This is a genomic window from Cellulomonas endophytica (genome assembly GCF_004123805.1).
GTDB classification, from domain to species: Bacteria; Actinomycetota; Actinomycetes; order Actinomycetales; family Cellulomonadaceae; genus Cellulomonas; species Cellulomonas endophytica.
On sequence record NZ_RWJX01000001.1, the window covers coordinates 129454 to 155318 of the forward strand.

A 25865-nucleotide genomic window follows, 5' to 3' on the forward strand; every position below is an offset into this window, starting at 1 on the left:
GCCGCGGACGGCCCGTCGCGGGCCCCGCCCCCGGCCCCGTCCTCAGCGCCCGTCCGCGCCGGCGGGCGGCCCGCCGTGCACGCGCACGAGGACCGTCCCGCCCGCGACCTGCACCTCGTGCACCCCGAGGGCGAGCGCCGGGTCGTCGAGGCAGCGGCCCGTGGTGAGGTCGAACACCTGCTTGTAGAGGGGGCCGGCCACGGTCGGCACCGCGCCCCGCGTCCCGACGAGGCCCCGCGCCATGACGTTCGCGCCCGAGGCCGGGTCCCGGTGGTCGACCGCGCGGACGGTGCCGTCGTGCAGGCGGAAGAGCGCCACCTGCACCCCGTCGACGAGGGCCGCGGCGCCGCGCTCGGCGACGAGGTCGTCCAGCGCGCACACCGGGTGCCAGCGGTCGGCGGGCGCGGCGGCCCGCAGGGCACCGTCCGGGACGGGGCGCGGGGCGGCGTGGCCCAGGGGCGTGGGGGCGAGGGGCGCGGGGGCGGTCGTGGTCATCGGGGCATCACCTCGAGGGTCGGGCCGGCGACGAGGACGCCGCCGGGCGTGCGGGGGCCGGGGGCGGGGGTCGGGCCGGCAGGGCCGGGCGCGGCCCCGGCGGGGGCCGCGAGGCCGCGCTCGGCCGCGGTGGCCGGGCGGCGCTGGCCGCGCTCGGGCACGTAGGCGAGGTCGGGGTCGGCGGTGCCGGGCGCGTTGACGAAGGACGCGAACCGGCGGAGCTTCTCGGGGTCGGCCAGGGTGGCGGCCCACTCGTCCTCGTAGCCGGCCACGTGCGCCGCCATCTGCGCGTCGAGGTCCGCCGCGATGCCGAGGGAGTCCTCGAGCACGACGGCCCGCACGTGGTCGACCCCGCCCTCGATCTCCTCGAGCCACGGCGCCGTGCGCTGGAGGCGGTCGGCCGTCCGCACGTAGTACGCCAGGAACCGGTCGACGGTGCGCACGAGCGTCTCGTCGTCGAGGTCCTCCGCGAGCAGCTGGGCGTGCCGGGGCGTGAAGCCGCCGTTGCCGCCGACGTAGACGTTCCAGCCCTTGTCCGTGGCGATGACGCCGACGTCCTTGCCGCGGGCCTCGGCGCACTCGCGCGCGCACCCGGACACCCCGAGCTTGATCTTGTGGGGGCTGCGCAGCCCCCGGTAGCGCAGCTCGAGCCCGACGGCCATGCCGACGGAGTCCTGGACGCCGAACCGGCACCACGTCTGCCCCACGCAGGACTTCACGGTGCGCAGCGACTTGCCGTAGGCGTGCCCGGACTCGAAGCCCGCGGCGACGAGGCGCTCCCAGATCTGCGGCAGCTGCTCGATGCGCGCGCCGAACAGGTCGATCCGCTGGCCGCCCGTGATCTTCGTGTAGAGCCCGAAGTCCTGCGCCACCTGCCCGATCGCGACCAGCCCCTCCGGGGTGACCTCCCCGCCGGGGATGCGCGGGACGACGGAGTAGGTGCCGTCCTTCTGCATGTTGGCCATGACGTGGTCGTTCGTGTCCTGCAGCGCCGCCTGCTCGCCCTCGAGGACGTGGCCGGCGCCCAGGGAGGACAGGACCGAGGCCACGACGGGCTTGCAGATGTCGCAGCCTCGCCCGGTGCCGTACCGCTCGACCAGGTCGGTGAAGGTCCGGATGCCCGTGACCCGCACGATGTCGAACAGCTGCGCGCGGGTCTGCGCGAAGTGCTCGCACAGGGCCTTCGACACGGTGACGCCGGCGCTCTCGAGCTCGACGGTGACGAGCTTCTTCACCAGCGGCAGGCAGGAGCCGCAGGAGGTGCCGGCGCGGGTGCAGGCCTTCACCGCGCCGACGTCGGTGCAGCCGTCGCAGCGCACGGCGTCGCGGATGCGCCCGGCGGAGACGTTGTTGCACGAGCAGACGGTCGCCTCGTCGGGCAGCGCGGCCTGGGCGGCGCCGCCCTCCGCGCCCTCGGGCAGGAGCCAGGCGGACGGGTCGCCGCCGAGCGCGGTCCCGAGCATCGGGCGCAGCGCGGCGTAGGAGGACGCGTCCCCGACGAGGACCCCGCCGAGCAGCGTGCGGGCGTCGTCGGACAGCACGAGCTTCTTGTAGACGCCGGCGACGGGGTCGGCGTAGACCACGCTCAGCGCGCCGGGCGCCGCTCCCATGGCGTCGCCGAAGGACGCCACGTCGACCCCGAGCAGCTTGAGCTTCGTCGACAGGTCCGCCCCGGGGAAGACGGCCTCGCCGCCGACGAGGTGGTCGGCGACGACCTCCGCCATCGTGTAGCCCGGCGCGACGAGCCCGAGGCACCGGCCCTCGAGGCAGGCGACCTCGCCGACCGCCCAGATCGCCGGGTCCTCCGTGCGGCACGTGAGGTCCACGACGACGCCGCCGCGCGGCCCGACGGGTAGGCCGGCGGCGCGGGCGAGCTCGTCGCGCGGCCGCACACCCGCGGCGAACACCACGACGTCGACGTCGAGCACGTCGCCCGCTTCGGCACCGTCGGCACCGTCAGCACCGTCGGCACCGACGCGGGGCGCGAACTCCATCCGTGCGACGTGCCCGGCGCGCGGGCCCTCCTCGTGGGCGTGGAGGCGGGCGGTCGCCGTGGCGGTGTGCACGCTCACGCCCAGCCCCTCGACGAGCCGCTTGAGCGCCTCGCCGCCGCCCTCGTCGACCTGGAGCGGCATGAGGCGCGGCGCGAACTCCACCACGTGGCTCGTGGCCCCGAGCGCGGCGAGCGCGCCCGCCGCCTCGAGCCCGAGCAGGCCGCCCCCGACCACGGCCCCGGTGACGGGCCCGCCGCCCGTGGCCGCACGCTCGGCCGTCAGCGCGGCGACGTGGGCGCGCAGCCCCTCGACGTCGTCGAGCGTGCGGTACACGAACACCCCGGGCAGGTCCTTCCCGGGCACGGGCGGGACGAACGCGGACGAGCCCGTGGCCAGGACGAGCGCGTCGTAGGCGTAGGCGGCGCCGGTCGAGGTCGCGACCGTGCGGGCGTCGCGGTCGAGCGCCGTGACCGCCTCGCCGAGCCGCAGGTCGACCCGCGGGTCGTCCCACAGCGCGCGGTCGCCGAGGACGAGGTCGTCGGCGGTGCGGCCGGAGAAGAACGACGTCAGCGCGACGCGGTCGTAGGGCACGCGCGCCTCCTCCGCGAGGACCGTGACGCGCCAGGCGGGGCCGTCGGCGGCGGCGTCGACGCGGGCCAGCAGGGCCTCCACGAGGCGCTGGGCGACCATGCCGCCGCCGACGACGACGAGGTGGGAGGTGGTGGCGCTCATCGGAGGGCTCCTTCGAGGGGGCTGACCGGCTCGTGCGGGACGGCGGGGGTGGCGGGGCCGGCGGGGTCGGCGGGCGGGGGCGCGACGGCGCCGGCCGCGCCCGGGGCGTCCGCCGGCGGGGGGTCGGAGGCCTGCCGCGCGAGCCAGTCGGCGATCCCGCCGACGGCGTCGGCGCAGGTGCCGCAGCCCGTGGTGGCCCGCGTGGCGGTGGCGATCTCGGGCACCGTGCGCGCGCCGCCGCGCCAGACGCGGACGATCGCGCCCTTCGTCACGCCGTTGCAGCGGCAGATGGTGGCGCGGTCGGGGATGCGGGTCGGGTCGTCGGCGCGCTCGGCGGTGCCGCGACGGGCGCCGGGGAGCACGAGCACGGCCCGGTCGAGCGGGGCGGGCGTGCCGCGGTCGACGAGGACCGTGAGCTCGGCCGCCGCGCGGGGGTCGCCGATGCTCACGGCGCCCACCACGCGGTCGCCCCGGACGACGGCCTTGACGTAGCGCCCGTGCGCGGCGTCGAGGAGCTGGACGACCTCCGTGCCCTCGTCGGCCTCCAGCGGGTCGACGAGCGTCTCCCCCACGGCGGCGACGTCGAGACCCGCCGCCTTCACGCGGAGCACAGCCGTCTGCGGCACGTAGGTGGCGTCGGGCCGGGCGCCGGTGAGCCGGTCCGCGACGACCCGCGCCTGGTCCCACGCCGGCGCGACGAGCCCGGGCACGGCGCCGCGGTGCTCGGCGCAGTCCCCGACCGCCAGCACGGCCGGGTGGCTCGTGACGAGCGCGTCGTCGACGACCACGCCCCGCCGGCACGCCAGGCCCGCCGCGGCCGCGAGCGCGGTGCGGGGCCGGACGCCGCAGGACAGCACGAGCAGGTCGACCGGCCGGTCGGTGCCGTCGGCCAGGCGCACCCCGACGAGCCGCCCCGCCCGGACGTCGACCGCGGCCACGCCGCTGGAGGCGAGGCTGGGCAGGCCGAGGCGGCGCAGGGCCCGCGCCAGGACGGCCCCGCCCGCGGCGTCGAGCTGCCGGTCGACGAGGTGCGGCCCCGTGCTCACGACGGTCGTCGGCACGCCGCGCCCGACGAGCCCGCGGCCCGCCTCCACGCCGAGGACGCCGCCGCCCAGGACGAGCGCGTGGCGCGCGTTCGTGCTGGCGGCGACGATCTCGCGGCAGTCGTCGAGCGTGCGCAGCGCGTGCACGCCGGCGGGCAGGTGCTCGGGGTCCAGCCCCGGCAGCGCGGGCACGTGGGCGGCGGCGCCCGTGGCGAGCACCACGCGGTCCGCCACGAGGCGCGTGCCGTCGGACAGCAGGACCGTCGCGGGGGCGGCGGCGCCGGCACGGGTGCCGGCACGGGTGCCGACACCGTCACCGGCACCGGCGACCGGCGCGGGCAGGTCGAGGCCGATCGCGCGCACGCCGTCGCGCACGTCGACGCCGGCGCGGCGCAGCTCGTCGCCGTCCGAGAGCGCCAGCGCGGCCACCTCGACCTTGCCGGCCACGACCTCGCTGAGCAGGACCCGGTTGTAGGCGCCGTAGGGCTCGTCGCCGACGACCGTGAGGCGGACCCGGCGGGTGGCGCGCCCGTCCGCGGACCGGGCCACGACCTCGTCGACGAGGCGGCTGGCGGCCATGCCGTGGCCCACGACGACGACGCGGAGCACGGCCCCGTCCGCGGCGGGCGGACCCGCCGGCGTCGTCGCGCTCACGCGGGCACCTCCTCGAGGACGGGCGTGCCGGCAGCGGGACGCGGCGGGGCCAGCCGCACGGAGACGGCGCACACCTTGAACTCGGGCATGGAGGACACGGGGTCGAGGGCGTCGTTCGTCAGCCGGTTGACGCTGCCCTCCCCCGCCCAGTGGAACGCCATGAACACCGTGTCGGGCCGGGCGGTCCCGGAGAACCGCGCCACCGCCCGCGCGGTGCCCCGGGCGGTCGTCAGCTCGACGTCCGCGCCCTCGTCGATCTCGAGGCGCGCGGCGAGGTCGGGGTGCAGCTCGACGAACGGCGCGGGGTGCGCCGCGACGAGCTCGGCGACGCGCCGGGTCTGCGCCCCGGACTGGTAGTGCTGCAGGACCCGTCCCGTGACGAGGTGCAGGGGGGCGTCGGGGCGCAGGTCGTCGGCGGGCGGCCGGTGGTCGACCGGGACGATGCGCGCGCGGCCGTCGGGGGTGGCGAAGCCGTCGAGGAAGGTGCGGGGGGTGCCGGGGTGGGTCGGCGCGGCGGACGCGGGGTCGTCCGGGCAGGGCCAGTGCAGCGCCTCGCCCGCGTCGAGGCGGTCCCAGGTGATGCCCGAGTAGTCGGCGGTCCCGCCCGCCGACGCCCGGCGCAGCCCGTCGAAGGCCTCTGCGGCGGTGCGGGGCAGGATGCCCGGCCGGCCGAGGCGCTCGGCGAGGTCGGCCCACACCTCGAGCTCGTCCCGCACTCCGGCTGGCGGCGGCACGGCGCGGCGGCGGCGCAGGACCCGGCCCTCGAGCGAGGTCATGGTGCCCTCCTCCTCCGCCCACTGGGGCACGGGCAGGACGACGTCGGCGAGCAGCGCGGTCTCCGACGGCACGAGGTCGGCCACGACGAGCAGGTCGAGCGCCCCGAGCCGCTCGACGACGTCGCCGGAGCGCGGGGCGCTGACGACGAGGTTGCTGCCGTGGACGAGGAGGACGCGCGACCCCCCGGGACGGCCGAGGCTGCGCAGGAGCTGCACGGCGGGCAGGCCGGGACCCGGCAGCTCGTCGGGGTCCACGCCCCACACGGCGGCGACGTGCGCCCGGGCCGCGGGGTCGTCGATCTTCCGGTACCCGGGCAGCTGGTCGGACTTCTGGCCGTGCTCGCGGCCGCCCTGGCCGTTGCCCTGGCCGGTGATGCAGCCCCAGCCGCTGCCCGCCACGCCGGGCAGGCCCAGCGCCAGGGCCAGGTTGATGCAGGCGGTGACGGTGTCCGTGCCCTTCGCGTGCTGCTCCGCACCGCGGCCGGTGAGGACGTAGGCGCCGGCGCCGCCCCGGTGCGGCGAGGCCGCCGCGAGCCGGAGGGCGGCCGCGCGCACGAGCGAGGCGGGCACGCCCGTGACCCGCTCCGTGCGCTCGGGCCACCAGGCGGCGAGGCTGCGGCGCAGCGCGTCCGCCCCGGTCGTGCGCGCCGCCAGGTACTCCTCGTCGGCCAGCCCCTCGGCGAGCACCACGTGCGCGATCCCCAGGACGAGCGCGAGGTCCGTGCCGGGCACGTTCTGCAGGTGCAGGCCACCGCCGTCCTCCGCGAGCGCGGCCGTCGGGGTCCGCCGCGGGTCGACCACGACGAGCCCCCCGCGCGCCACGGCCCGGGCCAGGTGCGCCTGCGCGGGCGGCATCGTCTCGGCGAGGTTGGACCCGACGAGCAGGACCGCGTCGGCCCCGCCGAGGTCCGTGAGCGGGAAGGGCAGCCCGCGGTCGAGGCCGAACGCCCGGTTGCCAGCCGCCGCCGCGGAGGACATGCAGAACCGCCCGTTGTAGTCGATGCGCGAGGTGCGCAGCACCGCCCGGGCGAGGGCGCCCAGGGCGTACGCCTTCTCGTTCGTCAGGCCGCCCCCGCCGAAGACCGCCACCGCGTCCGGCCCGCTCTCGGCCTGCACCCGCCGGACCGTGCCGGCGACGAGGTCCAGCGCGGTGTCCCAGGACGTCGGCTCCAGCGCGTCGGCCGCCGCCCCCGTCCGGCCCAGGTGCCGGCCCCGCACGAGCGGAGCCGTCAGGCGGTCGCCGGCGCGCAGCACCGCGCCGGCGGTCCAGCCCTTCTGGCACAGCCCGCCGCGGTTCGTCGGGAACGCGCGGCCCGCCACGCCCACGCCGGCGACGCCGTCCGCCCCGACGGGCTCGGGCGTGAGCGTCGTGGCGCACTGGAGGGCGCAGTAGGGGCAGTGGGTGTCGACCGGCCCACCGGGGGCGGCGCCCCGGGGGGCGTGGACGGGGGCGGCGCTCACGCCTAGGCGCCGATCGCCGTCGCGCCGGAGCCCTTGCGCAGGTAGAAGGCCCAGGTCACGACGAGCATGACCACGAAGACCCCGATGTAGAACTGCAGCGCGGGCAGGATCGTGCCGGTCGACGACCGCGCCCAGGCGTAGAGGATCGGCACGAGGAACCCGCCGAAGGCGCCGACGGAGGAGATGATCCCCAGCGCCCCCGCCGCCTCGCGCTTCGTCGCGACGAGCTCCTCGGCGGACGCGCCCCGGGCCAGGGCCTGCGCCCGGAAGATCGCGGGGATCATGCGGTAGGTCGACCCGTTGCCGATGCCCGTGGCGACGAAGAGCAGCATGAAGGCGGCGAAGAACAGCGGCAGGCTCCCGGAGGTCACCCCGGCGACGGCCAGCACGCCGCCGACCGCCATGAGGCCGAAGGCGCCCACGGTGACGACCGCCCCGCCGAGCCGGTCGGACAGCTTCCCCCCGAACGGCCGGGCGATGGAGCCGATGGCCGCGCCGAGGAAGCCCCAGGCCAGCGCGATGTCGGCCCGGTCGAAGGCCGTCCGCAGCAGCGTCGGGAAGGCGGCGGAGTACCCGATGAAGGACCCGAAGGTGCCGATGTAGAGGAACGAGAGCACCCAGGTGTGCAGCCGGCGCGTGGAGTCCACCACGGGCCGCCAGTCGGCCTTCGCCTCGGACAGGTTGTCCATGAAGAGCCAGGCGAGGACGGCGGCGGCCACCGCGAGCGGGATGTACATGAGGCCGGCGCGGGCCAGGGCGAGGCCGCCGCCCGCGACGACGACGACCGGGACGACCTTCTGCACGACGGCGACGCCGATGTTGCCGCCCGCGGCGTTGAGGCCGAGCGCGAAGCCCTTCTCCCGCTCGGGGAAGAAGAAGGAGATGTTCGCCATCGACGAGGCGAAGTTGCCGCCGCCGAGGCCGGCCGTCGCCGCGACCGCGAGCAGCACGCCGAAGGGCAGGCCGGGGTTCGAGACGGCCCACGCCAGGCCGAGGCACGGGACGACCAGCAGCAGCGCCGAGACGACCGTCCAGTTGCGGCCGCCGAAGACCGGCACCGCGAACGTGTAGGGGATGCGCAGCACGGCGCCGACGCCGGAGGGGACCGCGACGAGCCACAGGGCCTGGCTCGTCGTCAGGTCCCAACCGGGCGCGGCCGACAGGCCCGTGGTGGCGTCGGCCGTCATCTGGACGACGACGATGCTCCAGAGCAGCCAGACGGAGAAGCCGATGTGCTCGGCGAGGACGGACCACACGAGGTTGCGGCGGGCGATCGCCCGCCCCGTCGAGCGCCAGAAGCCCTCGTCCTCGGGGTCCCAGTGGTCGATCCAGCGGCCGCCGCGGCGGGCGGAGGGCGGGGCGGGGGTGGTGACGTCGAGGGTGGGGGCGGCCATGTCGGCTCCTCGCGGGTCGGCGGCGCAGGGTGGGGGCCCGGGCGCCGGCGGGGCCGGTGCGGCCCCGCCGTCGTCACCTGGCGGCACCGGCGACGCTAGGAGTGCCGTGTTACGCCCTGCGCCGCGCGGCGTAACGCGTGCGCGACGGTCTCCTCTCACCCGCCCCGGGGCCCGTGTGAGAGACGACGACGGCCGGCCCCCGGGTGGGGGCCGGCCGTCGGGGCCGTGCGGGACGTGCGGGACGCGCGGGGGCGACGCTCAGGCGGCGGACCCGAGGGGCTCGAGCACCCCGACGAGGAGCAGCACGACGACGGCCGCGGCGAGCGCCAGGCGGTACCAGACGAAGGGCCAGTAGCTGCGCGTCGAGACGAGCTTGAGGAAGCCGATGATGACGACGTAGCCGACGACGAAGGAGATGACGGTGGCCACGAGGGTCGCGACGCCGCCCGGGGTGCCGGCCGTGCCGAGCTCGTCGTAGCTCTTCACGAGCTGGAAGAGTCCCGAGCCGAAGACGGCGGGCACGGCGAGCAGGAAGGAGTACCGCGCCGCGGCCTCGCGGGTGTAGCCCATGAGGAGCCCGAACGTGATGGTGCCACCCGAGCGCGAGACGCCGGGCACGAGGGCGAGGGCCTGCGCGAGCCCGAAGTACAGCGCGTGCTTCGGCGTCAGCTGCTCCAGCGTGCGCCGCTTGGCCCCCACGCGGTCGGCCCACCCGAGCACGAGCGCGAAGACCGCGAGCGTGCCCGCGATGAGCCAGAGGTTGCGGAAGGTCTCCTCGATGGCGTCCTGGAACGCCAGCCCGAGGACGACGATGGGGACGGAGCCCAGGATGATGAACCAGCCCATGAGGGCGTCGTGGTCCCCCGCGGACCCGTGCCGCGGGGCGCCCGTGCGCGAGCGCAGGTCCGTGCCGTGCCGCCCGAGCAGCGCCCGCCACCAGGCGGCCACGATCCGCGCGATGTCCTTGCGGAAGTACAGGAGCACCGCGGACTCCGTGCCCAGCTGCACGATCGCCGTGAAGGCCGCCCCGGGGTCGCCGGAGCCGATGAGCTCCCCCACGATCCGCAGGTGCGCGCTGGAGGAGATCGGCAGGAACTCCGTGAGCCCCTGCACCAGTCCCAGCACGGACGCCTCGAGCACGTTCATCCCCGGTTCCACGGTCGCCGACCCTAACCGCGCGCCGCCCGGGGGCACGCCCCGGCGCGGGGAGGGCATGGTCACACCACCCCTCCCGCACCCGGGCCGCCGACGGGCCGGGCCTCCTGCCAGGACCGCCCGTTAGGGTCCTGCCCCATGGAGCAGCGCCACCTGGGACGCACGGGACTGCGGGTGTCCCGGCTGGGGCTGGGCACGCTGACGTGGGGCCGCGACACCGACCCCCACGAGGCGGCGGAGCAGCTGCGGACCTTCGTCGACGCGGGCGGCACCCTCGTCGACACCTCCGCCTCCTACGCCGACGGCGGCGCGGAGGAGCTCCTCGGCCGCCTGCTGCGCGAGGAGGTCGCACGCGAGGACGTGGTGCTCTGCACGAAGGCCGGCGTGCGCCGGGCCGGCGGCCGGGCGGTCGTCGACGCCTCCCGCGGCTCGCTGCTGTCCACCCTCGACGCCTCCCTGCGGCGGCTGGGCACCGACCACGTGGACCTGTGGCTCGTGCAGAGCCCGGACCCGCGCACGCCGCTGGAGGAGACCGTCGCGACCCTGCGGCAGGCCGTCGCGACCGGGCGGGCGCGCTACGTCGGCCTCGCCAACCACGCGGGGTGGCAGGTGGCGCGGGCGGCGACGCTGCTCGACGACGGCACGGGCCTGGCCGCGGTCGAGGCGGAGTACTCCCTGCTCCAGCGCGGGGTCGAGCGGGAGGTCGTGCCCGCGGCGCAGTCCCTCGGCGTCGGGCTGCTCGCCTGGTCGGCGCTCGGCCGCGGCGTCCTCACCGGCAAGTACCGCCGGACGGTGCCGCCGGACTCGCGCGCGGCGTCCGCGCACCTCGCCGGGTTCGTGCAGCCCTACCTCACGCGCCAGGCCGCGGCGGTGGTCGAGGCGTGCGCGACGGCCGCGGCGGGGCTGGAGGTCTCCGCCCTCGAGGTGGCCCTGGCCTGGGTGCGCGACCGCGCCGGGGTGGCCTCGGCGCTCGTCGGGCCGCGGACGACCGTGCAGCTGAAGGCCTGCCTGGCCGCCGACGACCTGCGCCTGCCGCCGGAGATCCGGATGGCGCTCGACGACGTGACGCGCCCCGAGCTGGGCTACCCCGAGCGCTTCGAGGTGCCCGCCGAGCCGGCCGTCCGCCCCGTCGCGGGGGTCTGAGGCCGTGCCCGGTCCGGGGCCGGCCCGCTCCCGGGGGCGCCACGCGCGCGAGGACGACGGCGCGCCGACGACCGCCCCCGGGTCCGCTCTGGGGTCCGCTCTGGGGTCCGCTCCCGGGTCGCCCGCCGCAGCCGGTGCGACCCCGCCCGCGCTCGCGCCGCCCGGCACGGCGGTCATCGCCTCCGCCCGTGCCCTCGTGAAGGACTACGGGTCCGGCCCGACGGCGGTGCGCGCGCTGGCCGGCGTGGACGTGGACCTGCGGCGCGGGGAGCTGACGGCCGTCATGGGGCCCTCGGGCTCCGGCAAGTCGACGCTCATGCACTGCCTGGCGGGCCTCGACCGCCCGACGAGCGGACGGGTCGTCGTCGACGGCGAGGAGGTCAGCGCCCTGTCGGAGCGTGGCCTCACGCGGCTGCGCCGCACGCGCCTGGGCTTCGTGTTCCAGGCCTTCAACCTCATCCCCACCCTCACGGCGCGGGAGAACATCACGCTGCCGCTGGACATCGCACGGCGCCCGGTGGACCGGGACCTCCTCGACGAGGTGGTCGCCGCCGTGGGGCTGGCCGACCGGCTCGACCACCGCCCGAGCGAGCTGTCGGGCGGCCAGCAGCAGCGCGTCGCCTGCGCCCGCGCGCTCGTCACCCGGCCCGCGGTGGTCTTCGCCGACGAGCCGACGGGCAACCTCGACTCGCGGTCGTCCGGGGAGGTCCTCGGCTTCCTCCGGCGCAGCGTGGACACGCTCGGCCAGAGCGTCGTCATGGTGACGCACGACCCGCGGGCCGCCTCCTACGCCCACCGCGTCGTCTTCCTCGCCGACGGCGCGCTCGTCGCGGAGCTGCACGACCCCACGTCGGCCTCCGTGCTGGACGTGCTCGCCGCGCTCGGGCCCGCGGGGTCCACGGGTCCCCCGGGTTCCCCAGGTCTCCCGTGATGCTCACCCTGGCCGTGCGGGGCGTGCGCGAGCACCTCGTGCGGTTCGCCCTCTCGGTCCTGGCGGTGACCCTCGGCGTCGCCTTCGTCGCCGGCACCTTCGCGCTGCGCCAGATGCTGGCCTCCACGTTCGACGACATCGTCGCCACGACCGTGACGGCCGACGCCTACGTGCAGCCGCCCGGGGCGACGACCGGCGACCCCGGCGCCGCGGCCCCCGTGCCCGACGGTGCGGCGGCCGGCGTGCCGCTCGACCTCGTCCCCGAGGTCGAGGCGCTGCCCGGCGTCGCGACGGTCACCCCGGCGCTGCAGGGCACGGGCGTGCTCGTCGGCGCCGACGGCACCGCCGTCGGGTCGGGCGGCGCGCCGACGATCCTCACGGTGCTCGACCCCGGCGACGGGCTGACGGACCGCGTCGTGGGGCGGACCCCCGCCGCGGCCGGGGAGGTCGTGCTCGAGAGCGCCGCCCTCGCGCGGTCCGGGCTCGCGGTCGGGGACGCCACGCGCCTCGTCGTGCTCGGGGAGCTCCGGGACGTCCGGGTCGTCGGCGAGGTCGACGTCGGGCCCGCCACCGCCGGCGCCACGCTGGTGTTCCTCGAGCGGGGCGCGGCGCAGGCGCTCTTCGCGCCGGACGGCACCGTGCCGTCCCTCGCGGTGCACGCGGCGGCGGGCACGAGCCCGGAGACGCTCGTGGGGCGGCTGAGCGGCCTCGCCGCCGACGCCGGGGCCGTGGCGCTCACCGGCGAGCAGGTCCGCGCCGACGCCACCGCCGCCGTCCGGGAGCAGCTGGGGTTCGTCTCGGCGTTCCTGCTCGTCTTCGCCGCGGTGGCGCTCTTCGTCGGCGCGTTCCTCATCGCCAACACCTTCACGATGAGCGTGCGGCAGCGGCTGCGCGAGTTCGCGCTCCTGCGCGCCGTCGGCGCCTCCCCCGCCCAGGTGTTCGGCTCCATCGTCGCCCAGGCCGCCGTCGTCGGGCTGCTGGGCTCGGCGCTCGGCGTGGCCGGCGGGATCGGGCTCGTCGCCGCGCTGCGCGCCCTGCTCGCCGGCATGGGGGCGCAGCTCGCCGGCCGCATCCCCGTCGACGCCGCGACCGTCGGGGTCTCCCTCGCCGTCGGTACCCTCGTCAGCGTCGCCGCGGCGGCGCTGCCCGCCCGCCGGGCCGCGCTCACCCCGCCCGTGGAGGCCATGCGGGAGGTCCTCTCCGTCCGCGAGCGCTCCCTGCGGCCCCGGACGGCGGCGGGCGCCCTCCTCGGCCCGCTCGGTGCGGGCGCCGTGGCGCTCGCCGCCGCGCGGCCGGACGAGGACGCCGCGACGGCCCTGCTCGCGACGGGCGCGGGGCTCGTGCTCGTCGCCGTGCTGCTGCTGGGTCCCGTGGTCGCGCCCGCCGCGATCCGCGTCCTGGCCGCCCCGGCCGTCGCGCTCCTGCGCCCCGTGGGCCGCCTCGCCCGCGGCAACGTCACCCGCAACCCCCGCCGGACGGCCAGCACCGCCGGGGCGCTCACCATCGGCATGGCGCTCGTCGGGGCGGCGTCCGTCCTCGCGGCCTCGGCGCAGGGCTCGACGACCGCGCTCGTGCAGCGGGAGGTCACCGCGGACTTCGTCCTGCGCGCCGCCCCCGGGACGACCGTCGGCCCGACCCTGGGCGAGAGGGTCGCCGCGGTGACGGGCGTGGCCTCGGCGTCCGGGCTGCCCGTCACGGTGGTGACGGCGACGCGCACCGACCCCGCGGGCGGCGACCGGGGCGCGGCGGCGCCCCTGACCGGGGTCGACCCGGAGCTCCTCGGCACGGGCCTGCGCATCCAGGACGGCGGGACCGTGGCGGCCGCCCTGCGCGACGGCGACCTCGCGGTGCACGCCGCCCTCGCGGAGGACCGCGGCTGGGCGGTGGGCGACACCCTCGTCCTGGCCGGGGCGGCCGGCGAGCGCACGGCGCGCATCGGCGCCCTGCACACCTCCGACGGCATCGGGCGGACGCTCGTGCTGCCCGCGGCCGACCTCCCCGCCCTCCAGCCCGCGGCGGCCGTGGAGACGTCGACCCTCCTCGTGACGACCGCGGAGGGCGCGGACCCCGAGCGGGTCCGGGCGGGGCTCGTCGCCGCCGTGCGGCCCTACGTCGTCGTCAGCGTGCTCGACGGCGAGGAGTTCGTCTCGTCCCTCGCCGACCAGGTCGACCGGGTGCTCGTCATCCTCTACGCCCTGCTGGGCCTGTCCGTCGTCATCGCGGTGCTCGGCATCGTCAACACCCTGGCGCTGTCCGTCATCGAGCGGACCCGCGAGATCGGCCTGCTCCGCGCGGTCGGGCTCGGTCGGCTGCAGCTGGCGGGGACGATCACGGTCGAGTCCGTCCTCACGGCCGTCACGGGCACGCTCGTCGGGCTCGCGGTGGGCGTCGGCCTGGCGTCGGCGCTCCCGCGGGTCTACGCCGACGAGGGGCTGTCCGAGCTCGTCGTGCCCTGGTCGAGCCTGGGCGCGATGGTCGCGCTGGCGGTGGTCGTCGGGGTGCTCGCGGCGGTGTGGCCCGCGGTGCGCGCCGCCCGGCTGCCCGTCCTCGACGCCGTGGGCCAGGAGTAGCGGCCCCGGCGGCGGCGGCCGGCTCCGTCCGCGGTCGTCGGACGGGCGGGCCGGCGCACGTCAGGGACGGAGCATGACCTTGACGGCGCGGCGCTCGTCCATCGCGGCGTACGCCTCCGCGACCTCGTCCAGCGGCAGGACGAGGTCGAACACGCGCCCCGGGTCGACGGCACCGGACCACACGTCGGGCAGCAGCTCCTCGATGTAGGCCCGCACCGGCGCGACGCCGCCCCGCACGCCGACGTTGGTGGAGAACATCTGCTGGACGGGCAGCTCCGGGCCGCCGGCGGGCACGCCGACGAACCCGACGGTGCCGCCGGGCCGGGCGCTGTCGAGCGCCTGCTGCATGGACTCCTTCGTGCCCACGCACTCGAGCACCGCGTCCGCGCCGGTGCCGTCGAGGAGGTCGCGCACCGCGGCCACGCCCTCCGCGCCGCGCTCCGCGACGACGTCCGTGGCGCCGAGCTCGCGGGCGATCCGCTGCCGGTCCGCGTGCCGGGACATCGCCACGACGCGCTCGGCGCCGAGCCGGCGCGCCGCCAGGACCCCGCAGAGCCCCACCGCGCCGTCCCCGACGACGACGACCGTGGACCCCGGCACGACCCCGGCGGCCCGCGCGGCGTGGTGCCCGGTGCCCATGACGTCGCTGAGGGCGAGGACGGACGGCAGGAGGGCCTCGTCGGGGTGCTCGGGCGTGGCGACGAGCGTGCCGTCGGCCAGCGGCACCCGGACGAGCTCGCCCTGCCCGCCGTCGGAGGGGATGCCCTCGTGGTCCGGGGCCCCCCACCAGGCGACCCGCTCGCAGGAGGTGTGCACGCCGGCCCGGCAGTGCCGGCACGTCCCGTCGGCGATGGAGAAGGGCGCCACGACGAACTGCCCGGGCCGCACCCGCCGCACCTCCGCGCCGACCTCCTCGACGACCCCGACGAACTCGTGCCCGATGCGGTGGGGCCCGGACGTGGGGCGCACCCCGCGGTAGGGCCAGAGGTCGGAGCCGCACACGCAGGCGGCGACCACGCGCACGAGGGCGTCGGTCGGCCGGCGCACCTGCGGGTCGGGGACGGTCTCGAGGCGGACGTCGCGCGGTCCGTGGATGAGGGTGGCCTTCACGGGCCGGGAGCCTACGGCGGCCCCCGCGGCGGCGCAGCGGGACGTGCGGGTGGGCCCGGTCGGGCTCGAACCGACGACCTCCGCGGTGTAAGCGCGGCGCTCTGACCCACTGAGCTACAGGCCCCGAGGGGGTGCGGCCAGCCTAGCGGCGGCCCCGGCCGGCGCCGGCCCGCCCCGCCTCAGCCCAGGGCGGCGACGGCCAGGCGGTACCCGTCGATGTCGCGCGCCTGCCCGGCGGGGCTGACGACGCTCCAGCGCAGCACGCCCTCGGCGTCGACCAGGAAGGAGCCCCGCCGCGGGACGCCGCGCGCCTCGTCGAAGACGCCGTACGCGCGGGCGGCAGCGCCGTGCGGCCAGAAGTCCGACAGGAGGTCGAACGTGTAGCCGTCCTGCTCGGCCCACGCGCGCAGGGCGAACAGGGGGTCGCAGGAGACCGCGCACAGCAGGACGCCGGCGCGGTCGAAGACCGCCAGGTTGTCCCGCAGGGTGCACAGCTCGCCCGTGCAGGTCCGCGAGAACGCGAAGGGCACGAACACGAGGGCCACGGGGGTGCCGCGGAAGCCGGCCAGCGTCACGGGCGTGCCGTGCGTGTCCACGAGCGCGATCTCGGGCGCCGGCCGTCCGACCTCCGGCAGCCCGGGCGACGCCGCGTCCCCGCCGGCGCCGGGCGGGACGGTGGAGCCCGGAGGGGTCACTTCCCGCGGCCGCGCGTGCCGAGCCGCGTCGCCGACCAGTCGGGTGCGATGGCGAAGGTCGTCATGGCGTGCAGGCCGGAGGTGGTCGCCGCCTCCTGGATGTCGCTGTGGGGCACGTGGCCCGGTCGCCCGGCCTTCGGGCTGAGGACCCAGATCGGCCCGGAGTCGTCGAGCACGGTCATCGCGTCGACGAGGGCGTCGGTGAGGTCGCCGTCGTCCGACCGGAACCAGATGATGGCGCCGTCCGTGACGTCGTCGTAGTCCTCGTCGACGAGCTCGACGCCCGACCCGTCCTGCAGGTCCGCCCGGAGCGCGGCGTCGACGTCGTCGTCGTACCCCAGCTCCTGGACCACCTGCCCCTCGGTGAAGCCGAGGCGGCTGCCCGCGCCCGTGCCCGAGCCGTCCGCGGTGGATGCCACGTCCCGTCGATCCCTTCCCTCGCCGTCGCTGCCCGCCCGGTCGCCCGGTCCGGCCGGTGCCCTCGGCGGCACCTCGCGATCCGCTGACCGTAGCCCACCGCAGAGTCGCTGACCTGGCAAGCCCCGGGACCCGGCGCCGCCCGGACGGCGCACCACCGGGCTCCCCCCGGCTGTGGGGAGACCCCCGCCGGAGGTCCTGTCGCCCACGTCACGCGCCCGCCGGGACCCTCGGTGTGACTTTCACCCTGCCAGGGTCGGAGAATGGCCGGTGCGACCGCGTCGTCGTGCCGCCGACGGCACCCACGGCCCGGGCGCGGCGTCGCCCCGGGCGCGCCGCACCGCCGAGCAGGTCCCGCACCACCCGCAGCATCCGCAGCACACCAGACAAGCAAGGAGCACCGGTGGCACCGATCGACGAGACGGGCCCGCTGATCGGCGGCCTGCTCAGCCAGGTCCCCGACATCGACCCCGACGAGACCCAGGAGTGGCTCGACTCCCTGGACGGGCTCATCGGGGAGAAGGGTGGCCCGCGCGCGCGGTACATCCTGCTGAGCATGCTCCGGCACGCCCGGCAGCAGAACGTGGCGATCCCCTCGTCGCTGAACACGCCGTACGTCAACACCATCGCCGTCCACAACGAGCCGTACTTCCCGGGCGACGAGGTCATCGAGCGGCGCTACCGCTCCTGGATCCGGTGGAACGCGGCCGTCATGGTCACGCGCGCCCAGCGCCCCGGCATCGCGGTCGGCGGCCACATCTCCTCGTACGCGTCGGTGGCGACGCTCACCGAGGTCGGGCTCAACCACTTCTTCCGCGGCAAGGACCACCCCGGCGGCGGCGACCAGGTCTACTTCCAGGGCCACGCCTCCCCCGGCGTCTACGCGCGCGCCTTCCTCGAGGGCCGCCTGTCCGCGGACCAGCTCGACGGCTTCCGCCAGGAGAAGTCGCACGCCGCCGGCGGCCTGCCGTCCTACCCGCACCCGCGCCTGGCCCCCGAGCTGTGGGAGTTCCCCACGGTGTCCATGGGCCTGGGCCCGGCGAGCGCCGTCTACCAGGCGTGGACGAACAAGTACCTGCACAACCGCGGCATCAAGGACACGGACCAGCAGGACGTGTGGGCCTTCCTCGGCGACGGCGAGATGGACGAGCCCGAGTCGCGCGGCATGCTCCAGCACGCCGCCCAGCAGGGCCTGGACAACCTCACGTTCGTCGTGAACTGCAACCTGCAGCGCCTCGACGGCCCCGTCCGCGGCAACGGCAAGATCATCCAGGAGCTCGAGGCGCAGTTCCGCGGCGCGGGCTGGAACGTCATCAAGGTCATCTGGGGCCGCGAGTGGGACACCCTGCTCAACGCCGACAAGGACCGCGCGCTCGTCAACCTCATGAACACCACCCCGGACGGCGACTTCCAGACGTTCCGGGCCGAGAACGGCGCGTTCATCCGCGAGCACTTCTTCGGGCGCGACCCGCGCACGAAGGCGCTCGTCGAGAAGATGACGGACGACGACATCTGGGCCCTCAAGCGCGGCGGCCACGACTACCGCAAGCTCTACGCGGCCTACAAGGCGGCGCGCGAGCACACGGGCCAGCCGACGGTCATCCTCGCCCACACCATCAAGGGCTACGGCCTGGGGTCGGGCTTCGCGGGGCGCAACGCCACGCACCAGATGAAGAAGCTCAAGGCCGAGGAGCTCAAGACGCTCCGGGACTCGCTGCACATCCCCGTCACGGACGAGCAGATCGACGAGAACCCCTACCTGCCGCCGTACTACAACCCCGGCCCGCAGGACGAGGCGATCGCCTACATGCTGGACCGCCGCCGCGCGCTCGGCGGGTTCGTCCCCGAGCGCCGCACGGCGCACAAGCCGCTGGTGCTGCCCGAGGCGAAGGCCTACGAGGGCCTGGCGAAGGGCTCGGGCACGCAGGAGGTCGCCACGACGATGGCGCTCGTGCGCCTCTTCAAGGACCTGCTCAAGGACAAGGAGATCGGCAGGCGTCTCGTGCCGATCATCCCGGACGAGGCGCGCACCTTCGGCCTGGACTCCATCTTCCCGACGGCGAAGATCTTCAACACGAACGGCCAGAACTACCTCGCCGTGGACCGCGCCCTCATGCTCTCCTACAAGGAGTCCGAGGCCGGCCAGATCATGCACACGGGCATCAACGAGGCCGGGTCGGCGGCGGCGTTCCAGGCCGTCGGCACGTCCTACGCGACGCACGCCGAGCCGCTCATCCCGTTCTACTTCTACTACTCGATGTTCGGGTTCCAGCGGACGGGCGACCAGTTCTGGGCGGCGGGCGACCAGCTCACGCGCGGCTTCCTCATCGGCGCCACCGCGGGCCGGACGACGCTGACGGGCGAGGGCCTGCAGCACGCCGACGGGCACTCCCCGCTCCTGGCCGGGACCATGTCGCACGTCGTCCACTACGACCCGGCCTACGGGTACGAGATCCGGCACATCGTCCGGGACGGCCTGCAGCGGATGTACGGGCAGGACGGGCGCGACCCCAACGTCGTCTACTACCTCACGGTCTACAACGAGCCGATGGTGCAGCCGGCCGAGCCCGAGGGCGTGGACGTCGAGGGCATCCTCAAGGGCATCCACCTCCTCGCGCCGGTCGAGGGCGACGGGCCGCGCGCCCAGATCCTCGCCTCCGGGGTCGGGGTGCCGTGGGCCCTGGAGGCCCGCCAGCTGCTCGCCGACGACTGGGGCGTGCGCGCCGCGGTCTGGTCCGTCACGAGCTGGAACGAGCTGCGCCGCGACGGCCTGGCCGCCGACGAGCACAACTTCCTGCACCCGGGCGAGGAGACCCGCCAGGCCTACCTCACGACGAAGCTGCAGGGCGCCGAGGGGCCGTTCGTCGCGACGAGCGACTACGACCACCTCGTCCCCGACCAGGTCCGGGCCTGGGTGCCCGGTCCGTACGCGACGCTGGGCGCCGACGGCTTCGGCTTCTCGGACACCCGCGCCGCCGCGCGCCGGTTCTTCAAGATCGACGGCCCGTCCGTCGTCGTGAAGGTGCTCGGCGAGCTGGCGAAGACCGGCGCGGTCGCGCACGACGCCCCCGCGCAGGCCATCGAGCGCTACCGCCTGCACGACGTCGCGGCCGGCACGTCGGGCAACGCCGGCGGCGAGAGCTGACACCGGACCGGGCCGCCCACGGGCGGCCCGGTACCGCACGTGCACGCAGGGCCGGCCCCCCGAGGGGGACCGGCCCTGCGTCGTCCGGTGGGGGCGGTCAGGCGCCCGGGGCGCCCTCCGCCTTGGCGACGAGCGCGCCGAGCTCCGCGCGCAGGTCGGCGACCTGGCGCTGGCGCGGGTGCAGGTCGAGGGAGGCCAGGTGCTGCTTCGCCTCGCCGGGGCGGCCGGCCTCGAGGGCGGCGTGGACGAGCTGGCGGGCCACCTCGGGCTCGTGCTCGCGCGGGCGCCAGTGGCCCACGCCGAGGTTGAGCGCCTCGGCCGGCCGGCCGACCTCGCGCAGGAGGGACAGCGCCGCGACGAGGGCCTTGCCGCTGGGGTCGCGCTCCACGGCGGTCTGCAGCCGGCGCGTCGTCCCCTCGGGGTCGTCGTGCGCGGACAGCCGCGCCACCTCCACGAGCGGGTACCAGGCGCGCGGGTTGCCCGCGTACTCCTCGCCGAGGGACCACACGGCGAGGTCGGCGGCGCGGCGGCGCTCGGCCTCGGCGTCGTGCCCCTCCGTCTCCTCGGCGTGGCCGGAGAGCGGGTCCTCCTGCGCGACCGCCTCCGCGGCGTGGCGCCGGACCATCTCGGCGAGGGCCGCGAAGGCCCGCTCGTCGTTGGGGTCGTCGGTGAGCATCTGACGCAGCGCGTCCTCGTGCAGCGAGTCCCCCCGGCGAGCGGTCTTCGACGGCCGACGGGCGCCGACCCGTGATGCGGACACGGGTCTGCGCATCAGCTGACGCAGTCGAGGCAGCAGAGCCATGACAGGGACACTAACCGCTGAGGGCCACGCGCACCCCATGGACGGGCAATGACGTGGCGTGCCGGACCCCTGCGGACCCCGCCCGTCGGGTCGTCCGGCGGCCCCCGGCTTTGTCCGGACCCCACAACCCGACCCCTATGCTCACGCGCATGACGACGGTCGAGGGCGAGCCCGTGGGCCGCACCGCACGCCCGCCCCGCGCCCGGCGCCGGGAGGCCCCGCCGCCGGCGCCGCCGGCCGACGCCGGGCCCGGCGCGGAGACCCGACGCCGGGTGCGGGACGGCACGGGGCTGCTGGCGGCGGCGGCGATGCGCCGCCTCGACGCGGACCTCGACTGGTACCGCGACCTGCCCGCCGACGACCGCTCGTGGGTCGGCCTCGTCGCGCAGGCGGGCATCACCGCGTTCGTCACCTGGTTCGCCGACCCCGCCCGCCCCCCGCAGGGCGTCGGGGAGATCTTCTCCACCGCTCCCCCGGACCTCACGCGCTCCATCTCGCTGCAGCACACGCTCCAGCTCGTGCGCGTCGTCGTGGACGTCGTCGAGACGCACAGCGACCAGCTCGCGGCGCCGGGCGAGGAGCGGGCGCTGCGCGAGGCGGTCCTGCGCTACTCCCGCGAGGTCGCCTTCTCCGCGGCGGAGGTCTACGCCCGCGCCGCCGAGGTCCGCGGCGCGTGGGACGCGCGCCTGGAGGCGCTCGTCGTCGACGCCCTCGTGCGCGGGGACGTGGACGACTCGCTGCGCTCCCGGCTCGCGGCGCTCGGCTGGAGCGGCCGGGGGGCGACCCTCGTGCTCGTCGGGACGACCGCGTGGCCGCTCGACGGCGTGCGGGCCGCCGAGCTGCGGCGCTCGGGGCGGCGCGCGGCCGACGACGCGCTCGTCGGCATCCACGGCGACCGCCTCGTCGTGTTCCTCGGCGGCGAGGGCGACCTGCAGGCCGGCGCGCGGTCCCTGCTGCCCCGCTTCGGGCCGGGTCCCGTCGTCGTGGGGCCGACGGTGACCGACCTCGCCGACTACGCGCGCTCCGCCCGGGCGGCGATGGCCGGCCTGGCGGCGGTCGGCGCGTGGGACGCCGCGCCCCGGCCGGTGCCGGCGGACGACCTGCTGCCCGAGCGCGTCCTCGTCGGGGACGCGGAGGCCCGCGCCGAGCTCGTCCGCCTGGCGTACGCGCCCCTGTCGGCGCACCAGGGGCAGCTCCTGGAGACGCTCTCGGCCTACCTCGGCGCCGGGCGGTCGCTGGAGGCCGCCGCCCGGACGCTGTACGTGCACCCGAACACCGTCCGGTACCGCCTGCGCCGGGTCGCCGAGATCACGGGCTGGGACCCGCTGGACGCGCGCGAGTCGTACGTCCTGCAGACGGCCCTCGCCGTGGGACGGCTCGACGCTCCCCCGGGCGCGTAGCCCGTCCCGGGCGCCGCGCCCGTTGTAGGGGTCGGACAACGTGCCCTCGCGGATGTGGTGCCCGCCGCGACCGGGGGGCCCGTCCGCCGGCTGGCACCGTGGACCCGTGCTCGCCCTCCTCTGCCCCGGTCAGGGCGCCCAGTCCCCCGGCATGCTCGCCCCCTGGCTCGAGCTCCCGGCCGTCGCGGCCGCCGTCGACGCCGCCTCGGAGGCCGCCGGGCTGGACCTGCGGGTCCACGGCACCGTCTCCGACGCCGAGACCATCCGTGACACGGCCGTGGCCCAGCCGCTCCTCGTCGCCGCCGCGCTGGCGAGCCTGCGCGCGGTCCTCGACCTCGACGGCGGCGCCCCGCTCGCCCCGGCCGCCGCGACGGCGGCCGACGTCGTCGCCGGGCACTCCGTCGGCGAGCTCGCGGCCGCCGCGATCAGCGGCGTCGTGACCGAGGACGAGGCGCTGCGCCTCGTGGCCGTCCGCGGCACCGCGATGGCGCGGGCCGCCGCGGCGACGCCCAGCGGCATGGCGGCCGTCCTCGGGGGCGACCCCGAGGAGGTGCTCGCCGCCCTCGAGCGGCTGGGGCTCGTGCCCGCCAACGTCAACGGCGCGGGCCAGGTCGTCGCCGCCGGCACGCGGGAGGCGGTCGCGGCGCTCGTGGCGTCCCCGCCGGCGAGGGCCCGGGTGGTCGCCCTCCAGGTGGCCGGCGCGTTCCACACGGAGCACATGGCGCCCGCGGTCGCCGAGCTCGCCGCGGCGGCCGCCGCCCTCGCCCCCGCCGACCCGGGCATGCCCCTCCTCACGAACGGCGACGGGTCCGTGCTGACCTCCGGGGCCGACGCCCTCGAGCGGCTCGTCGGCCAGGTCGCCCGGCCCGTCCGCTGGGACCGCTGCCAGGAGACGCTCGCCGGTCTGGGGGTCACGGCCGTCCTCGAGCTCGCCCCGGGCGGGGTGCTCACGGGTCTGGCCCGGCGTACGCTCCCCGGGGTCGAGACGCTCGCCCTCAAGGGGCCCGAGGGCCTCGACGCCGCCCGCGCCCTCGTCGCCGCGCACGGCCCCGCCGCCCGCGCCGGGGCCCCGGACGGCACCCCGGCCGCGGACGACGGCCCCGCGCCCCTCACCGAGAGGTCCCACCCGTGACCCGTCCCCGCCTCACCCAGGCCACCGGGCCCGCCCACACCCGCATCCTCGGGCTGGGCGGCGTGCGCGGCGAGCACGTGGTGCCCAACGACGACCTCGTCGGGCCCATCGACTCCTCCGACGAGTGGATCCGGCAGCGCACGGGCATCGTCACGCGCCGGCGCGCCGGTGCCGGCACGGACGTCCTCGACCTCGCCGAGGGCGCCGCGCGCCAGGCGATCGAGAACGCGGGGCTCACGGGCGCCGACATCGACGCCGTGATCCTGTCCACGGTCACGTACTTCCACCAGACGCCCGCCGGGGCTGCGGTGCTGGCGGACCGCATCGGCGCCACGCCGGCCGCGGCCTTCGACATCTCGGCCGCCTGCGCGGGCTACTGCTACGGCATCGGCCAGGCGGACGCGCTCGTGCGCGCCGGCACCGCGCGCCACGTGCTCGTCGTCGGCGCGGAGAAGATGAGCGACTTCGTCGACCCGACGGACCGCTCCATCTCCTTCCTGCTGGGCGACGGGGCCGGCGCGGTCGTCGTCGGGCCGTCGGACACGCCCGGGATCGGCCCGACGGTGTGGGGCTCGGACGGCGGTCAGGCGCACGCCATCCGCCAGACCCACTCGTGGATCGACGTCCGCGACGCCGGCGCGGGCTGGCCCACGCTGCGCCAGGAGGGCCAGTCCGTCTTCAAGTGGGCGGTGTGGCAGATGGCGCCCGTCGCGCAGAAGGCCATCGACGCGGCCGGCGTCACGCCCGAGGACATCGAGGCGTTCATCCCCCACCAGGCGAACGTCCGCATCATCGACCAGATGGTCAAGCAGCTGAAGCTGCCCGGCAGCGTCGTCGTCGCCCGCGACATCGCCGACACGGGCAACACGAGCGCCGCCTCCATCCCGCTGGCGGCCGAGCGCCTGCTCCGCGAGGGGCAGGTCCCCAGCGGCGCGCTGGCCCTGCAGATCGGCTTCGGCGCGGGGCTGGTCTACGCCGCCCAGGTCGTCGTCCTGCCCTAGACGCCCCCTCCGCCCGGGGTCCGCGTGTGGTAGACCCGGGGCGGTCGCACGGGCACCCGGCCGGACCGGGGCCCGCACCGCACGAGCCGTACGGGACCGCACGGGCCCGCACGTCACCGCACGTACCGCACGTACCGCACCACCACCGACACGAGGAGACACCGATGGCGCACAGCGAGCAGGAGATCCTGGCCGGCCTGGCCGAGATCGTCGCCGAGGAGACCGGCCTGCCGACCGACTCCGTCCTGCCCGAGAAGTCCTTCACCGACGACCTCGACATCGACTCCCTGTCGATGATGACGATCGTCACGCTCGCGGAGGAGAAGTTCGGCGTCACGATCCCGGACGACGAGGTCAAGAACCTCACGACCGTCGGCGACGCGGTCTCCTTCATCTCCGCCGCGCAGTCCTGAGCGCGTCCGGGACGGCGCCGGCACCCGCCGCCGCCGTCCCGGGCCCGCCGCCGCGCAGCCCAAGCGCACGAGTCGAACGCAGGAGAGGCCATGAGCACCGTCCCCGAGGTCGTCGTCACCGGTCTGGGCGCCACCACGCCGCTCGGCGGGGACGTCCCCAGCACCTGGGCCGCGGCCCTCGCCGGCCGGTCCGGCGCCCGCACGCTCGAGAACGACTGGGCGGACACCTACGGCATCCCGGTCCGGTTCGCCGCGACCGTGCGCGTGACGCCGGACGCCGTGCTGCCGCGCCCCGAGCTCAAGCGCATGGACCCCTCCGCGCAGTACGCCGTCATCGCGACCCGTGAGGCCTGGGCCGATGCCGGCCGCCCCGAGGTCGACCCCGAGCGCCTGGGCGCCGTGGTGTCGTCGGGCATCGGCGGCATCTGGACGACCCTCGACGCGTGGGACACCCTGCGGGAGAAGGGCGCCCGCCGGGTCCTGCCGATGACGGTGCCCATGCTCATGCCCAACAGCCCCACCGCGTTCGTCTCGCTCGAGCTCGGCGCACGGGCCGGGGCCCACGCCCTCGTGTCCGCCTGCGCCTCCGGCGCCGAGGCCATCGGCTACGCCGCCGACATGATCCGCTCCGGCCGTGCCGACGTCGTCGTCGCCGGCGGCACGGAGGCGGTCATCCACCCCATGCCCATCGCGGCCTTCGCCGCCTCGCGCACGCTGTCCCTGCGCAACGACGACCCCGCCGGTGCCTCACGGCCCTACGACACCGCCCGCGACGGCTTCGTCATCGGCGAGGGTGCCGGCGTCGTCGTCCTCGAGAGCGCGGAGCACGCGGCGGCCCGGGGCGCCCGGGTCTACGCCCGTCTCGCGGGTGTCGGCCTGTCCGCCGACGGGTACCACATCACGTCCCCCGAGCCCTCGGGCGACGGCCAGATCCGCGCCATGCGCGCCGCGCTGGAGCAGTCCGGGGTGGCGGCGCGCGACGTCGTGCACGTCAACGCGCACGCGACCTCGACGGTGGTCGGCGACCTCATCGAGGCCCGCTCCATCCGCGGCGTGCTGGGCGACGACGCGGACCACGTGGCCCTCTCGGCGACGAAGTCCATGACGGGCCACCTCCTCGGCGGCGCCGGGGCGCTGGAGACGATCTTCACCGCGCTCGCCCTGCACGAGCGGCAGGCGCCGCCGACGATCAACGTCACCGACCCGGACCCCGAGCTCGTCCTCGACCTCGTGCGGGACACGCCCCGCGCCCTGGGCGAGGGCCCGCTCGCCGCGATCAACAACTCGTTCGGCTTCGGCGGCCACAACGTGGCCCTCGTCCTCACGACCGCCTGAGACCCGCACCGGCCGCGCACCGGCCGCGCTCCTTGCGGGCGGGCCGTGCGGGCAGCACAGTGGGCGC

At 76.8% G+C, this 25865-nt stretch carries 19 protein-coding genes and 1 tRNA gene; 9 read left to right on the forward strand and 11 right to left on the reverse strand.

Going from position 1 to position 25865, the window contains the following annotated elements; translation table 11 throughout:
• Nucleotides 1–42: 42 nt before the first annotated feature.
• From nirD to EJA20_RS00565, 6 genes are all read right to left on the reverse strand, one after another.
• Nucleotides 43–495: a nitrite reductase small subunit NirD gene (nirD, locus tag EJA20_RS00540; protein WP_129336217.1), complete on the reverse strand. Its 453-nt coding sequence runs from the start codon at nucleotides 493–495 to the stop codon at nucleotides 43–45.
• Nucleotides 492–3221, reverse strand: a complete 2730-nt coding sequence (nirB, locus tag EJA20_RS00545; protein ID WP_129336218.1) for a nitrite reductase large subunit NirB — start codon at nucleotides 3219–3221, stop codon at nucleotides 492–494. The genes nirD and nirB overlap by 4 nt, the downstream gene beginning before the upstream one ends.
• On the reverse strand, nucleotides 3218–4918 hold the full coding sequence (locus EJA20_RS00550) for an FAD-dependent oxidoreductase (protein ID WP_240674828.1): 1701 nt from the start codon (nucleotides 4916–4918) through the stop codon (nucleotides 3218–3220). Before EJA20_RS00550 ends, nirB begins: the two co-directional genes overlap by 4 nt.
• On the reverse strand, nucleotides 4915–7155 hold the full coding sequence (locus EJA20_RS00555) for a molybdopterin oxidoreductase family protein (RefSeq protein ID WP_129336219.1): 2241 nt from the start codon (nucleotides 7153–7155) through the stop codon (nucleotides 4915–4917). The genes EJA20_RS00550 and EJA20_RS00555 overlap by 4 nt, the downstream gene beginning before the upstream one ends.
• Nucleotides 7156–7157: 2 nt before the next feature.
• A complete protein-coding gene (locus EJA20_RS00560; protein WP_129336220.1) occupies nucleotides 7158–8549 on the reverse strand; it encodes an MFS transporter in 1392 nt (463 codons plus the stop codon).
• A 258-nt stretch (nucleotides 8550–8807) separates the two neighbouring features.
• Nucleotides 8808–9695, reverse strand: a complete 888-nt coding sequence (locus EJA20_RS00565; RefSeq protein ID WP_129336263.1) for an undecaprenyl-diphosphate phosphatase — start codon at nucleotides 9693–9695, stop codon at nucleotides 8808–8810.
• Nucleotides 9696–9842: 147 nt separating this feature from the next.
• Between EJA20_RS00565 and EJA20_RS00570 the strand changes: the two genes are divergently transcribed.
• The 3 genes from EJA20_RS00570 (at nucleotide 9843) to EJA20_RS00580 (ending at nucleotide 14348) form a co-directional block, all read left to right on the forward strand.
• The gene (locus EJA20_RS00570; protein ID WP_129336221.1) at nucleotides 9843–10847 is read left to right on the forward strand and encodes an aldo/keto reductase; all 1005 of its coding nucleotides are present in this window, start codon (nucleotides 9843–9845) and stop codon (nucleotides 10845–10847) included.
• A 100-nt stretch (nucleotides 10848–10947) separates the two neighbouring features.
• Nucleotides 10948–11778, forward strand: coding sequence for an ABC transporter ATP-binding protein (locus tag EJA20_RS00575; protein ID WP_129336264.1), 831 nt, complete (start codon nucleotides 10948–10950; stop codon nucleotides 11776–11778).
• On the forward strand, nucleotides 11778–14348 hold the full coding sequence (locus EJA20_RS00580) for an ABC transporter permease (protein WP_129336222.1): 2571 nt from the start codon (nucleotides 11778–11780) through the stop codon (nucleotides 14346–14348). Before EJA20_RS00575 ends, EJA20_RS00580 begins: the two co-directional genes overlap by 1 nt.
• 60 nt (nucleotides 14349–14408) lie before the next feature.
• Here the strand turns inward: EJA20_RS00580 and EJA20_RS00585 are convergent, their stop codons facing one another.
• From EJA20_RS00585 to EJA20_RS00600, 4 genes are all read right to left on the reverse strand, one after another.
• Entirely contained in the window at nucleotides 14409–15458 is a 1050-nt protein-coding gene (locus tag EJA20_RS00585) for a zinc-dependent alcohol dehydrogenase family protein (RefSeq protein WP_129336223.1), read from the reverse strand.
• Between the two features lie 50 nt (nucleotides 15459–15508).
• Nucleotides 15509–15582: transfer RNA gene (locus EJA20_RS00590), tRNA-Val, on the reverse strand.
• Nucleotides 15583–15637: 55 nt separating this feature from the next.
• Nucleotides 15638–16093 (reverse strand): peroxiredoxin, encoded by a 456-nt coding sequence (locus tag EJA20_RS00595; protein WP_240674848.1) that lies wholly within the window; start codon nucleotides 16091–16093, stop codon nucleotides 15638–15640.
• A 56-nt stretch (nucleotides 16094–16149) separates the two neighbouring features.
• Entirely contained in the window at nucleotides 16150–16572 is a 423-nt protein-coding gene (locus EJA20_RS00600) for a DUF3052 domain-containing protein (protein ID WP_129336225.1), read from the reverse strand.
• A gap of 401 nt (nucleotides 16573–16973) precedes the next feature.
• On the opposite strand from EJA20_RS00600, the gene aceE reads away from it, so the two are divergent.
• Nucleotides 16974–19715: a pyruvate dehydrogenase (acetyl-transferring), homodimeric type gene (gene aceE, locus EJA20_RS00605; RefSeq protein WP_129336226.1), complete on the forward strand. Its 2742-nt coding sequence runs from the start codon at nucleotides 16974–16976 to the stop codon at nucleotides 19713–19715.
• 97 nt (nucleotides 19716–19812) lie between these two features.
• Here aceE and EJA20_RS00610 read toward each other — a convergent pair whose 3' ends face one another.
• Nucleotides 19813–20391 (reverse strand): hypothetical protein, encoded by a 579-nt coding sequence (locus EJA20_RS00610; protein WP_129336227.1) that lies wholly within the window; start codon nucleotides 20389–20391, stop codon nucleotides 19813–19815.
• Nucleotides 20392–20666: 275 nt separating this feature from the next.
• On the opposite strand from EJA20_RS00610, the gene EJA20_RS00615 reads away from it, so the two are divergent.
• The 5 genes from EJA20_RS00615 to EJA20_RS00635 all read left to right on the forward strand — a co-directional run bounded on the left by EJA20_RS00615 (nucleotide 20667) and on the right by EJA20_RS00635 (nucleotide 25798).
• Entirely contained in the window at nucleotides 20667–21917 is a 1251-nt protein-coding gene (locus EJA20_RS00615) for a PucR family transcriptional regulator (protein ID WP_240674829.1), read from the forward strand.
• Nucleotides 21918–22023: 106 nt separating this feature from the next.
• The gene (locus tag EJA20_RS00620) at nucleotides 22024–23049 is read left to right on the forward strand and encodes an ACP S-malonyltransferase (protein ID WP_129336229.1); all 1026 of its coding nucleotides are present in this window, start codon (nucleotides 22024–22026) and stop codon (nucleotides 23047–23049) included.
• The gene (locus EJA20_RS00625) at nucleotides 23046–24050 is read left to right on the forward strand and encodes a beta-ketoacyl-ACP synthase III (protein ID WP_129336230.1); all 1005 of its coding nucleotides are present in this window, start codon (nucleotides 23046–23048) and stop codon (nucleotides 24048–24050) included. The genes EJA20_RS00620 and EJA20_RS00625 overlap by 4 nt, the downstream gene beginning before the upstream one ends.
• A 164-nt stretch (nucleotides 24051–24214) precedes the next feature.
• Nucleotides 24215–24463 carry an acyl carrier protein gene (locus EJA20_RS00630; protein WP_129336231.1) on the forward strand — a complete coding sequence of 83 codons (249 nt, stop codon included), beginning with the start codon at nucleotides 24215–24217 and terminating at the stop codon, nucleotides 24461–24463.
• A 90-nt stretch (nucleotides 24464–24553) separates the two neighbouring features.
• On the forward strand, nucleotides 24554–25798 hold the full coding sequence (locus EJA20_RS00635; RefSeq protein ID WP_129336232.1) for a beta-ketoacyl-[acyl-carrier-protein] synthase family protein: 1245 nt from the start codon (nucleotides 24554–24556) through the stop codon (nucleotides 25796–25798).
• The last annotated feature ends 67 nt before the right edge of the window (nucleotides 25799–25865 follow it).